Origin of the sequence: Bartonella sp. OC16QHHD, assembly GCF_042194035.1 — a bacterium.
Lineage (GTDB): Bacteria > Pseudomonadota > Alphaproteobacteria > Rhizobiales > Rhizobiaceae > Bartonella.
On sequence record NZ_JBHIMJ010000010.1, the window covers coordinates 18715 to 32223 of the forward strand.

Annotated in this window: 10 protein-coding genes, 1 other RNA gene and 1 pseudogene; 9 read left to right on the forward strand and 3 right to left on the reverse strand. The window is 35.6% G+C overall.

The window, feature by feature from the left end:
- Positions 1-74: 74 nt before the first annotated feature.
- A complete protein-coding gene (locus tag ACFIK1_RS01400; protein WP_375627631.1) occupies positions 75-1121 on the reverse strand; it encodes a substrate-binding domain-containing protein in 1047 nt (348 codons plus the stop codon).
- Between the two features lie 133 nt (positions 1122-1254).
- On the reverse strand, positions 1255-2202 hold the full coding sequence (gene gshB, locus ACFIK1_RS01405; protein WP_375634580.1) for a glutathione synthase: 948 nt from the start codon (positions 2200-2202) through the stop codon (positions 1255-1257).
- Positions 2203-2289: 87 nt separating this feature from the next.
- On the opposite strand from gshB, the gene ACFIK1_RS01410 reads away from it, so the two are divergent.
- On the forward strand, positions 2290-3084 hold the full coding sequence (locus tag ACFIK1_RS01410) for a molybdopterin-synthase adenylyltransferase MoeB (protein WP_375636671.1): 795 nt from the start codon (positions 2290-2292) through the stop codon (positions 3082-3084).
- Positions 3085-3920: 836 nt separating this feature from the next.
- Here the strand turns inward: ACFIK1_RS01410 and ACFIK1_RS01415 are convergent.
- Complete coding sequence (locus tag ACFIK1_RS01415) at positions 3921-4484, reverse strand: c-type cytochrome (RefSeq protein WP_375661907.1); 564 nt, start codon at positions 4482-4484, stop codon at positions 3921-3923.
- Between the two features lie 104 nt (positions 4485-4588).
- Here ACFIK1_RS01415 and ACFIK1_RS01420 point away from each other — a divergent pair, with 104 nt between their 5' ends.
- The 8 genes and pseudogenes from ACFIK1_RS01420 to ACFIK1_RS01455 all read left to right on the forward strand — a co-directional run bounded on the left by ACFIK1_RS01420 (position 4589) and on the right by ACFIK1_RS01455 (position 13042).
- Positions 4589-5320, forward strand: coding sequence for a 3-deoxy-manno-octulosonate cytidylyltransferase (locus tag ACFIK1_RS01420; protein ID WP_375618030.1), 732 nt, complete (start codon positions 4589-4591; stop codon positions 5318-5320).
- Complete coding sequence (locus tag ACFIK1_RS01425; RefSeq protein WP_273790573.1) at positions 5317-6180, forward strand: prephenate dehydratase; 864 nt, start codon at positions 5317-5319, stop codon at positions 6178-6180. The genes ACFIK1_RS01420 and ACFIK1_RS01425 overlap by 4 nt, the downstream gene beginning before the upstream one ends.
- 536 nt (positions 6181-6716) lie before the next feature.
- A pseudogene (locus ACFIK1_RS01430) lies at positions 6717-7123 on the forward strand (hypothetical protein).
- 1587 nt (positions 7124-8710) lie between these two features.
- An RNA gene (gene ffs / locus ACFIK1_RS01435) (signal recognition particle sRNA small type) lies at positions 8711-8808 on the forward strand.
- Positions 8809-9029: 221 nt separating this feature from the next.
- Positions 9030-10970: a DNA polymerase III subunit gamma/tau gene (locus ACFIK1_RS01440; RefSeq protein ID WP_375661908.1), complete on the forward strand. Its 1941-nt coding sequence runs from the start codon at positions 9030-9032 to the stop codon at positions 10968-10970.
- A 14-nt stretch (positions 10971-10984) separates the two neighbouring features.
- Positions 10985-11308: a YbaB/EbfC family nucleoid-associated protein gene (locus tag ACFIK1_RS01445; RefSeq protein WP_375661909.1), complete on the forward strand. Its 324-nt coding sequence runs from the start codon at positions 10985-10987 to the stop codon at positions 11306-11308.
- Between the two features lie 30 nt (positions 11309-11338).
- On the forward strand, positions 11339-11944 hold the full coding sequence (recR, locus tag ACFIK1_RS01450) for a recombination mediator RecR (protein ID WP_273790577.1): 606 nt from the start codon (positions 11339-11341) through the stop codon (positions 11942-11944).
- A 69-nt stretch (positions 11945-12013) separates the two neighbouring features.
- Complete coding sequence (locus ACFIK1_RS01455) at positions 12014-13042, forward strand: YeiH family protein (RefSeq protein ID WP_375621200.1); 1029 nt, start codon at positions 12014-12016, stop codon at positions 13040-13042.
- The last annotated feature ends 467 nt before the right edge of the window (positions 13043-13509 follow it).

Sequence of the window (13509 nt, forward strand, 5' to 3'; positions counted from 1 at the left end):
TTATCTTTCAGTTTTTATAAAAAAATAGCACCCAAATTTCCTATCTCAGAAATCCAACAAATTTTCCCTGCAAATTATTTCAATGTCATTACTCGACCAGCAGAAAAATCAGAACGCTGTGCTTGACGTTCCTTTTCAGGAGAAACAATCAAACCATATTCAGCCAAAGGACCCTCTGGACCAATCATTTGATCAGAAAGAAAAAAATCAACATACTCTCGCAAACCTGAAATAATACCTAAATGTGCTTTCTTAATATAGAAAAAAAGCGGACGAGAAACTGGATATTGTCCACTAGAAATCGTCTCAACTGTTGGCGCAAAACCGTTAATATCGGCAACCTTTAGCCTATCAGCATTATTTTGATAAAACGACAAACCAAAAATACCAACCCCTGTTTTATTAGAAGTTAGACGCGCAAATGTTTCAGAATAATCACCATCAATATCAACCGCTTTTCCATCCTTACGTACCGCAATACAAGCAGTGTGTATCTCCTTATCATCCATTCCTAAAGACTTCATCACCTCAACTGCCCCACTCTCTTTACACCCCTTAGTAAGTAATTTTTCCTCAAAAACTTCACGTGTCCCATGCTTCTCTCCAGGAATATACGCTGCTATCGTCCAATCAGGAAGAGCACTATTAACTGCACTCCATTTCAAAACATTATTCGGTTGCAACTTTCCGTCTATAATAATTCGAGCAGCAAGGGCTTTATAAACATCTACTGGCTGTAATTTCCAATCAGGCCCCTTAATATCAGTTGCAAAAACAATGCCATCATACCCAATACGTATTTCCTCAACATCTTTTACACCAGCATCAAAACAAGACTGTAATTCACTCGGTTTCATTGCTCGCGAAGCATTAACAATATCAACAGTGTTCTCCCCAATACCACGGCAGAATTCCTTAATACCAGCTCCTGTTCCTCCCGATTCGATAACAGGAACCTTAAAATGGGGATAAATTTCTCCAAATGTTTCAGCAACAATCTTTTGATAAGGTAAAACTGTAGATGAACCAGTAATCTGTATTTGATCGCGCGCATTGCCTCCATTTGCTGACAGCAGTAGCGCAAAAATCAATCCCACTCCAATTGATAATACTTTGTTCATCTATAAACTCCCTAAAAATTGAAAACAAAGCCTCTTAATTTATATCATACGGTCATTCTAGTTCACATTTGCAACATAACAAATATAAAAAACAACATGGATCATTTTTTTAAAACCATGTTTTTGTCCTCTGTCAAATAAATTCATTTGAACGCTTGAACTCAATAACATCCCAAAACAAATGAGCAACATCTATACCGCAGAAGCGTTTAATTTCACGAATTCCCGTAGGAGACGTCACATTAATTTCTGTTATATAATCTCCAATCACATCAATCCCCACAAAAAGAAGACCGCGTTCCTTTAAGGCTGGACCAATGCGTTCACAAATTTCATAATCACGTTTTGTTAACTCCACATTTTCCGCGCGACCTCCAACATGCATATTAGAGCGCACATCTGTTTCTGTCGGAATTCGATTAATAGCTCCAACAGGTGTACCATCAAGCAAAATAATCCTTTTATCTCCTTTTCGTACTGCCTCTAAATAGCGCTGAACAATAAAAGGTTCGTGATAAATTTCTGCAAATATTTCCAACAATGATGCTAAATTGCGATCATCTTGTTTTAAATAAAAAATACCAGCGCCCCCATTTCCATAAAGTGGTTTAACAATAATATCGCCAAATGTCTCTCTAAAAGCTGTTATTTCTTCAATATCTTTGGTAATTAATGTTTCTGGCATCAGATCAGAAAATTCAGTAACAAAAATTTTTTCTGGACTGTTGCGTACCCATGCCGGATCATTCACAACGAGTGTTTTAGGATGAATACGTTCTAACAAATGAGTTGTTGTGATATAATTGAGATTAAAAGGTGGATCTTGGCGTAAAAGAACCACATCCATATCTGTTAATTCCGTACGAACAGGCTTTTCTAATCGATAGTGGCTTCCCTCTTTATCATGTACAATCAATGGCTCTAGTCGTGCAATCACACAACCATCGTATAGAGATAAACGATCTGGTGTATAATGGAAGAGAGAGTGTCCACGTTCTTGGGCTGCTAAAGCGAGTGCAAATGTCGTATCTCCTTGAATCCGAACTGTTGAAATATGATCCATCTGAATGGCAATTTTCATAAATAAATCCTCTCTATCCTAAAAGCAGACTGGTCTATGCATCATAAACTTAGTAAACAATAAAAGAACTATGACAAGAGAAAATTTATGACACAAGAAACAGATATAAAATTAAACAACAAAGAAATCGAACGCTATGCACGCCACATCATTTTGCCTGAAATTGGTGGTGCAGGGCAACAAAAGCTAAAAAAAGCACGTGTTCTTGTTGTAGGCGCTGGTGGTCTTGGTGCTCCTGTCTTAACCTATTTGGCTGCCGCAGGTGTTGGAACTCTTGGAATTGTCGATAACGACATCGTTTCACTTTCCAATTTACAACGCCAAGTTATTCATAAAACAAATGCAATCAAAAAAAGTAAAACAGACAGTGCTGAAACCACTATAAAAGCAATAAATCCCCATGTTATAGTTGAAAAACACACCCTACGCTTAGACAAAAGTAATGTGGATAAACTGCTCAATGCTTACCACATCATTGTTGATGGAAGTGATAATTTTACGACACGCTATCTTCTTGCTGATCACGCTGCCCAATGTAAAAAACCTTTAATAAGTGGTGCTGTAGAACGTTTTAATGGCTCATTAACCGTCCTTATGCCATATAAAGACAATAATCCTCACTATCGCGATTTATTCCCCACCTCTCCAGCTCACGGGACTATCCCAACATGCGCTGAAACTGGAATCATCGGTGTTTTACCTGGCGTTATTGGAACCCTACAAGCAATGGAAGTTATTAAAATGATCACAAACATCGGAGAGCCATTAGTAGGAAAGATTCTTCTCTATAATGGATTATTAGCGCAATTTAATATTATTACTTATAAACGCTCAAATTATAAAGAAAATACCATAGTTATTAAGGAGCTTGGAGAATCATGATTATGTCCTCTCTTCCACTAATTTTTAGCACTCTCGCAATATGTATTGAAATACTAATTATTTTATCGCAAGTCATCGAAACATTGTAACCAATGAAACCTATTAAATTTATCACAAATATGGCAAACCTTTTGTGAAAAAATAATTCTCTATAATGGATTATCATCATAATTTCATGTCATCGTCTATAAATGGACAGAGACTCGTTGGAACGTAGCTGCTATCAGTATTCTTGTGTAAAAAATTTTCGACGTAGATAAAAATACAATCAGCAGAACTCTATTCAACTATTTTACTATTCACACATAAAAATTGTTTCACATGAAAGTGCTTACTTCAAACCATAACCTATAAATAAATAATCTAAGTCATATTTTAGTGATCGATACTATAAAAGGTCAATGATCTGTCCATACATCTCTAACCTCAAGAGAAAACGTCTATTCATCGAGCATCATAAAATGCAGCTTAGGATTATTGCACGTATAAGAACAATCAATTGTCTCTGTTCATAAGAAAAATACATGGGAATTGATGTAAAAGTACATAGGGATTGATGTGTATAGAAGGATTGAGATAAACTTCATGGAGAGCTTTAATTACATAATTATTGCATTCAGAAGCAGAAAGCTGCGGCTCATGAATTGATAATCCTTCAGCAATAATTTCACAGACAAGTATATGTAGAAAAAGTGAAGCACACAAATCTTGAAAACCAATCCGCAGATGACAGCGTAAAGAGTGCATTTTTATATAAGAGCTCTTTTTATAAAACTATGAAACTAAAATTACAAAAAAATCAGACTTCTTTCTAAAGTTAACATCTATGGTATAAGTTAATTTGGCTCGTTCGCTTTATTATTATCCATTGGTAAAGGAACAGGATGATCGGATAAACTGCGTAAATAAAGCAAAAGATCGGCACGATCTTGGTCATTTTTAATTCCACGAAAAGACATAATAGTCCCAGGAAAAGCTTCACGTGGAGAACGTAGATAACGATCCAAAGTGATAAAATCCCATTTTTGATCAGAATGAGCACGCAATGCCCGTGAATAAGCAAAACCTGCTGCTGATGCCAAAGGGCGGTCAACAATCTTCCAGAGAACTGGACCAACACGCCCTGCTTCATTGCGTCCAGAAGTATGGCATATGGCACATTGGCGAAAAATTTTACGGCCATTTTCAAAATTGCCTTGTTGAAGGCGGCTATTTAGTGATAGAGAAACATCAGGTGCTTTTTGTTTTTCTTGAAATATATCATTCTTGGCAACTGTATGATGATATTGGACTGATGTAGGATGATCGTAAACTATATTGCTGAGTGTGAAAATCCCCACAATAGCAACCAGCACACATAAACAAGCACAAATAAAATAAATAAATCTCGGGCGATTCATAAAAACTCAAATGTTCACGGTTTCATTACCATTTTTAGTTTAAGCTTTTTCTTTATAACACACAATATCATAAATGCATCACAGATGACATTGGGAATCTTACAATGGCTCTTGAACCAATTATTCTTATTCCTGCCCGTATGGGCTCAACCCGTCTTCCTCAAAAAGCTCTCGCTGAAATTGGCGGAAAACCGATGATTGTTCATGTCGCAGAACAAGCCAAAAAAGCTGGAATAGGACGTACAATCGTTGCAACAGATCATAATGATATCGCTAAAGCTGTTGCAGATTATGGGCATGAATATATCATAACACGAGGTGATCATAAGTCTGGATCTGATCGTATTTATGAAGCTTTAGTGCGCATTGATCCTGAACAACGCTACAACGCCATTTTAAATATACAAGGTGACCTACCAACAATCATGCCTCGTGAAATCATTCGTGCACTACGCCCTTTAGAAAATAGCTTTACTGATATTGCAACCTTGGGTGCTCAAATCATTGAAGAAAATGAAACAAGAGATCCCAACGTTGTCAAAATCATTGGTACACCGCTTTCTCAAAATCGCCTTCGTGCTCTTTACTTTACGCGCGCCAAAGCACCTTATGGAGAGGGTCCTCTTTATCACCATATTGGAATATACGCCTATAGGCGCGAAGCACTTGAGAAATTTGTATCATTCAAACCCTCACCACTTGAGAAACGTGAAAAACTTGAACAATTACGTGCATTAGAAAACAATATGCGTATTGATGTGGAAATAGTCGATACAATTCCCTTAGGTGTAGATACACAACATGATCTCGATAGAGTTTGTGAGATTTTAGCATGAAAATACTAAAAAAAACTAATAAAATTTCTTTCCAAGGAGAATACGGCGCTAATTCCCATATTGCTTGCTCCAATATGTTCCCCAATATGGATGCTGTTCCCTCTGCTACTTTCGAAGACGCCCTTAATTTAGTGGAAAGCGGGAAAGCTGATCTTGCTATGATCCCTATTGAAAATACCCTTGCGGGACGCGTTGCAGACATTCATCATCTTTTACCGCAGTCATCTCTTTATATTATTGATGAATATTTTTTACCTATCCATTTTCAACTCATGGTTTTGCCCGGCGTTACACATGACGAAATTAAAACCGTCCACAGCCATACGCATGCCCTTGCACAATGCCGAAAAATCATACGAAACAACGGTTGGAAACCTGTTGTTTCTGCTGACACCGCTGGAGCTGCAAAATTTATTAAAAAAAATGCTAAACGTTCACAGGCTGCCTTAGCACCTTTAATCGCAGCAGAACTCTATGGACTTGATATTCTTGAAAGAGATGTTGAAGATAACCCTCATAATATTACCCGTTTTGTCATCCTTTCACGCTCCAAACGGCATGTCCCCAAACCTCAAAATGGCGAAAAAATCATCACCAGTCTTCTTTTTCGAGTGCGCAATGTCCCCGCTGCTCTCTATAAAGCTATGGGAGGATTTGCAACGAATGGTATCAATATGACAAAATTAGAAAGCTATCAAATTGGTGGAAATTTCAATGCAACACAATTCTTTGTTGATATTGAAGGACATCCTGAAGACCCGATGATGAAACTTGCCTTAGAAGAATTATCTTTCTTTTCTGCAGAACTGCGTATTATCGGTACTTATCCAGCACAAAACGATCGAACATCGTATATATAAAAGCAATTAAGCTGCCATCATTTTTATTGATATCAAAAAACATCATAAAAATTTCATAATGCAACCCATCTTGAAAGGGCTCGTTTTTTCTACTCAACACCCTTCATAAACACTGAAGAAGAAAAAATAGCTCGTAATAGAATATATAAATTATTTTCATAATATTTTCTCACAAATTATATCATGATAAACCGCAATTCAATTCGTATAAAAACCAGTGTAAAAAACACAGTAACCAAAAATAAAAACGCTTGTACCATCTATTTCCCTTTATATATTCAAAGAGAGCTTCTTGAGAAAAGTCATTTCCTCTGACAATTTATTCCAATAAAGATAACGAACTTCTAAATTAGCTCTCAAAATAATTCAAATTATTATATATAATAGAGCATTCAAATCTTTTAGATTAATATCATTCTAAACATGGTTTAAAACTAGAAAATGCAACTTAGCCCTGTTTTTAGCGTTAAGTTTGAGCTTTTATCTTTATAAAAATTGATTTATGATTCACCTCACTTTAGAAAAAGGAGAGGATAATGAAAAAAATCTTCATGCAAGGATTATTAGCCGCAAATATTCTCGCCTACTCTAGTGTTGCGTTTGCTGGCTTTGGTGAGAAAAAATGGAATTTTGGGCTGGATGAAAGTGTTGTGATCATACCATCCGATATAATCCATCAAGGAGCTGAATACTCTTGTAGTATCTTTGAACCGAAGAAAGTATCCTTTACTTTATCGTACTCTAACCCTTCTGATTTAAACAAATTGAGAATTGCTGTTGATGATGAAAAAAAATAACCCATGATAAAGAAAAGAAGATCTTTATCCTAAAAAATATAAAATCTCTTCATATAAGTTTTCCTTCGTCAGGACATTATATTTTTAAAAATATTACGAAGAAAAAAGTTGTTGGAACAAATTGTGACACAGGAGATTATGATTAACAATATTTCTATAACATCTAAATTTGAGTAGAGTTATTCTTTTTTCAGGTATTTTTTCAAGATAGGGCATAATGAGCCATTAAAACTAATCGCTGAAGAGGTTATTTTTATACTAATATGGCAAACCTTAAGCTGCTCATAAGGTTAGATATTAAATAACTTTTGCGAAAACTAAAAGACTAAACTTAAATTGTTCTGTATTTTCTACTATCAGAGCTATTTTTTTAATAAGAATATAACTTCTATCTTCGCAACTGCTTTATTTTAAGTACTATAAAGCACATCGTACCCAAATCACTTAGATAAACAGAAAAGTAAAATTTGCATCTACAGATGCATTCCTCACTGCACTTTAAGTCATACTCATTCAGCTTTTTATAAAAATTTATCTCGCTTTTCCCTCCTTATTAAAGAATATAATTATTTGAAACTATAAAATGTCGCTTATATCGAATAAGAACCATTTTTATGCTTATAAAATCATTACCCCCTTATTTCTATAGCGTTTAATGTTGCATCTTCTCTTGCTGAGTACAATCCCTTAAAAATATATGAAATCTTTTCTCAAATAATGGAAATTCATATATTGATCCATTTTGTGATGAACATCAATGTTTTTTAATTAAAAGAACAAGCATGCAAAAAAAGAGCGATAACATTTACTTAGTATTTATATTCATATATGTTAAAAGCAAAAATATTACATATTTGATATTCTCATTCACTATAGAAATGAAGTGGTTCTCTTGTACGATATTTAAGATATTGACTTATCATTATAAGAGTTCGATTTTTTATAATGAATTACAACCACGAATAAAGTAAGATTCTCTCATCTTAAATCTCATATTGAAATCAATTAAATTTGTTTCCTTGAAAGTTACAAATGGAAGTGATGTGTGAGTAAAAACGATTAAAAAAGGAATAAAAATGCTTCTTATAAAGCCTCTCAAGTGCAAGGGATCGCAACATTGGGAGTTGTTAAGTAGTATGAGGGCTAAAATTTATACTTTTATTAAGCATAAAGAGGATAGTGCACAATGGATTTATACCTCAAGGGAAGCATATATACTATTTATGAGTGGAGTTTGAAATATAGTTAAGAGTATTGAACAATAGCTCTTTAAAAAGCCTGTGAATGTACAACATTAAATGTATTATGTTTGGGATGTTTTGTATAGAGGAGCAACACCATTAAAGCAATATTTTATAATTATTTAAATAGCACTCTTCCCCCTAACTTTCGAATGTTAGCCAATTACATGATCTATATACTTTATTTGCCTTTTTTATCGTTGCAAATTTTTAATCATTCAATTTCGTAGTTTTAGAACAGGCGTATCTATCCTAAAACTCTTATATGTTTCAGCGAATGAGAATAATTATACATTCAGACGATCTTAAGCGAAAAGATATTTTCATACCAAATAAATATGAAGAGCTACTGCTATAAAAACTGGTAAATCCACAATCTCTTTGTTGTTTATATGTCAATAAATTAAACGCAAAGGAAAATTCTTCGTCTTTCTTAGGATATTTTTCGTTTCTGAGCTTGATTTTTCATTCCAAATCGACAATATGAACTTGGGAGGTTGGTGGTGGACGAACTACTCGCCAACTGGGTCAGGTCTGGAAAGAAGCAGCCCCAACGAGTTCTGGTACGGGTCATCGTTCCAACCTCCTATTTTGCTGAAGAAATTATTTTTATGCTGTCTTTTAGCGAGGTATTTTTAATCTTCAGAGCGGCATTTGTATGCAGCAAATAAAGGGATTTGGTTATTTTAAACAAATTGTCCCATAAATAATTTGATTAAGAAAAAATCCTTTTATATGAGACTACAGTATTGATCTATGCTTTTGTATTATCAAAATGTACGCATAAAAAACTTCGAAGTTGGAAATATTCATGGAAAATTTACCGGTAGAAACAGCCTATCGTGTTCTTGCTCGTAAATATCGACCCCAAAACTTCTCTGACCTCATTGGTCAGGAAGCTATGGTGCGTACTCTCACCAACGCCTTTGAAAAAGGTCGTATTGCACAAGCGTGGATGTTAACAGGGATTCGTGGCGTAGGTAAAACCACAACAGCACGTATTTTGGCACGTGCGCTTAATTATAAAACAAAAGATATTGACCAACCAACAACTGTATTGGACTCTCTTGGTGAACATTGCACACAAATTATCGAAGGGCGCCATATTGATGTTATAGAAATGGATGCCGCTTCTCATACGGGCATTGATGATATTCGTGAAATTATTGAACAAATACGCTATCGTCCTGTTTCTGCACGCTATAAAGTTTATATTATCGATGAAGTACATATGCTCTCAACACAAGCCTTTAATGGTTTATTGAAAACTCTTGAAGAACCACCTTCCCATGTGAAATTTATTTTTGCCACAACAGAAATTCGCAAAGTTCCTATTACAATTCTTTCGCGTTGCCAACGTTTTGATTTGCGACGTATTGAATCAAAAGCTTTGAGTGCACATTTGCGCCAAATTGCGAAATATGAAAAGGTAGAAGTAGAAGATCAAGCACTCTCTATGATTGCCCGTGCTGCAGAAGGATCTGCACGTGATGCATTATCCATTTTTGATCAAGCAATCGCCCATAGCAATGGCAATGTTAATGCTATTGCGGTGCGTACAATGTTAGGATTAGCGGATCAAGCACGTATTATTGATCTTTTTGAATTTATCATGAAGGGCGATGTTGTCAATGCGTTACATGAATTACGCAGTCAATATGAAGCAGGTGCTGATCCTCTTACTATATTGACAGAACTAGCCGATTTTAATCATCTGGTCACACGTTTACGTTTTACACCAGAAATAGTGGAAGATTTCTCTCTGACTGAAGAACAACGTTTAAGAAGTTTAGACTTTTCAAAAAAACTTTCCGTTCCTATTTTATCCCGAAACTGGCAAATGTTACTCAAAGGTTTACAGGAAGTTAATCAAACTGCACGTCCTCTTCAAGCCGCTGAAATGCTTTTAATTCGTCTTGCTCACACGGCTGACTTACCAACTCTTGATGAGGCTTTAAAAAAGCTTACGCAAGAAAAAACGCCTCTCACACTGGTTAAAAATTCTTCTCATCAAGAATCTACAAATGCAAATAATATAACAAAAGAAACAATGGTCGGAGCCCATGCTTCCTCGAGCGTTTCAAATATATTAGCCGATCAATCAGATTTAAAAACATCTTTGAAAAACCAATTAGATCATTCCTTACAACCAGAAAATTTAGTTGAAAATCAAAACCACGACAAAATCAACGCCCAAGAAGTAACAGAAATTCTAGAAACTTCTCAATCTACTGATCTTTCTGAAAAGATTGCAAATTCATCGCATTCTGTCACGCAAAAAACAGAAAAGATTACTGAACCTAAAACTCTCGTGATTAATTCTTTGCACGATATTGTTCAATTAGCCGAACAGCATAATGACGTTCCTTTCAAACTCCTTGTTAAAGAATTTGTTCATCCTGTTTCTTTTGAAGCTGGGCATATTACCTTGAGACTTTCTGAAAATACCCCACAATTTCTTGCTCATGATATAGAAAAAAAGATATCTCAATGGACTGAAAAACGCTGGACAATAACTTTTGTTAATGAAGGAGGTGGCCCAACCTTACAGGAGGAAAGTATAGCGATTCAAAAGACTCTTTTTTCCAATGCAGAAACAGATCCTGATATCGCGAAAATCCTCAATCATTTCCCAGAAGCAAAAATTGTCGATATTCGACTCAATAAAGAAGAAAATGATCTTGATTTACTCCCCAATACCTTTAAAAATGCTAATATTTTTAAAAATAAAAATGATATCAATGATGAATAAGGATACCTATTCCTATGCGTGAAATGATGAGCATGATGAAAAAAGCTAAAGAAATGCAAGAAAAAATGCAGAAGATTCAGGAGGAAATAGCTAATCTGCAAGCTGTGGGCACTGCAGGGGGTGGTCTCGTCAATATCACTTTAAATGGCAAAAATATTATAACAGCAATTCAAATTGATCCTTCATTACTCAAACCTGAGGATGCTGAAATTCTTGAAGATCTCATTATGGCAGCTTATAATGAAGCAAGAACAAAAATCGAAGTCGCAATAGAAGAAAAAACCAAAAGTATGACGGCAGGACTACCACTCCCATCAGGTTTCAAGCTTCCATTTTAATGAAACGGATTTTTCCCGTGAGACAAAAATATGTCTAAATACATTGCAGGACCTGAGATTGAACGTCTCATTCAGATTTTATCACGGTTACCAGGTCTTGGTCCACGTTCAGCGCGTCGTGCTGCGCTGCATCTTATCAAGAAAAAGGAGACTTTGCTGGAGCCTTTAGGAGCAGCTATACAAGCAGCTATAGAAAAAGTCGGCATTTGTTCTGTTTGTGGAAATGTCGATACCATTGATCCTTGTTCAATTTGTACAGATTTGCGCCGCGATGATACAACAATCATCGTTGTTGAGGATATTGCTGATCTGTGGGCTCTTGAACGCGCAAAAACTTTAGCCGCACGTTACCATGTGTTGGGTGGACGACTCTCCCCCTTAGATGGAATAGGTCCTGACGAACTCAACATTGCCACCTTAATACAGCGTGTTGTACAAAACCCTATTACGGAAATTATTCTTGCTGTCAATGCGACTGTCGAAGGTCAAACAACTGCTCACTATATCACCGATCAGCTTTCCAATTTTCCAGTTAAAATTACACGACTTGCTCATGGTGTCCCTGTAGGAGGCGAGCTTGATTATCTTGATGACGGAACTTTAGCAGCAGCTGTACAAGCAAGAACAAATCTTTAAAAATTTCTTTCTCTTACCTGTTATTTCGTTTTATTTACTATTATTTCTTTGTATGGGGAAAATATTCAAGTGATAAAGAAAAAACTCTCACTTTTAAACGACTTTGGTCCTGGTATTCTAGTATGTTTACTCATATCAGCCTTAGCTTATGGCTTAGAAGTCGTAGAAAAACAGCTTTTTGGACAAGCTTGGCTTGAAAGCCTTGTTTTGGCAATTCTTTTAGGATCGATTATCCGTAGTTGTTTTCCTTTGCCAACATATTTTCAAAAAGGTATCACCTTTTGTGCAAAAACACTTCTCGAAATTGCTATCGTTCTTCTAGGAGCAAGCATTAGCATTAACGCAGTCCTTTCAGCTGGCTGGAATTTGCTTGCTAGTATCATATTCGTGATATTCGTAACGATTATCCTGAGCTTTGCAATCGGCCGACTTTTCGGGCTTTCTACACATTTAGCAATGCTGGTCGCTTGTGGGAATGCTATTTGTGGCAATTCAGCTATTGTCGCCGTTGCACCTGTCATAAAAGCAAAACATGACGATGTAGCCGCGTCAATTGCCTTCACTGCTCTTTTAGGAATTCTTATTATTTTATTTCTACCCTTTTTACATCCATCTCTGAATTTGTCATTTAGCCAATATGGTGTGCTTGCTGGCATGGTTGTTTATGCTGTACCACAGGTTTTAGCAGCAACAGCATCTGTCTCTTTTCTGAGTGTTCAAATTGCAACAATTGTCAAATTAGTACGGGTTCTCATGTTAGGCCCTGTTATTTTTACTCTATCAATCATTTATCGCCGATCAGCACAAACACGCTTGCGTTTACATACCCTCGTCCCATGGTTTATCATTGGCTTTATTATCATGATGCTTGTTCGCTCAAGTGGTCTTATCCCTGAAAAGGCTATCAATCCCATCAAATTTATTGCCCAGTTGTTTACTGTTATCTCAATGGCTGCACTAGGATTAGGTGTTGATATCCGATCACTAAAAAAAGCAGGATGGCGCGTCATTTTGGCTTCAACCTGCTCCATAATTATTCTCGGTATTTGTAGCCTTATCATGATACAATTAAATGATTTAAATCATATAACATTTTAAATGTGTATTGATTATTATTTTTTCAACGTAGTATGCAATCAACCCAAAGTCCTCATTATTATTAAAATCAGTTCTTTCATAAACCAGAAAAAGTTCTAAAATACTGCTCATTATTCTATACAAAAAATTGAAAGAGCTGATATTTAAGTGAAAACTGTCAAATTTGCTTTTCAGTCCATAATGATTTGCAACAGGGTAGTATCGAAATACGTAACTCATGCAAAACAATGCCATTTCTTTCATCTGCTCTCATTACGCTGAGGTTTTTATATAAAGACGGATAGAATATATTCTTATTTGGAAAAAATGTGGGGTCATAACTTTTCCTCTTTTAAATTACTTTTACTTACTATGTAATACAAGTGGCATCATCGTACTATTTGATAGCTTAAAAGTTGTGACAATCATTACATTTAAACGATTCGTGAAAGGAGTTTTTATTCTTTTCTTCAACAGTTTTGATTCAT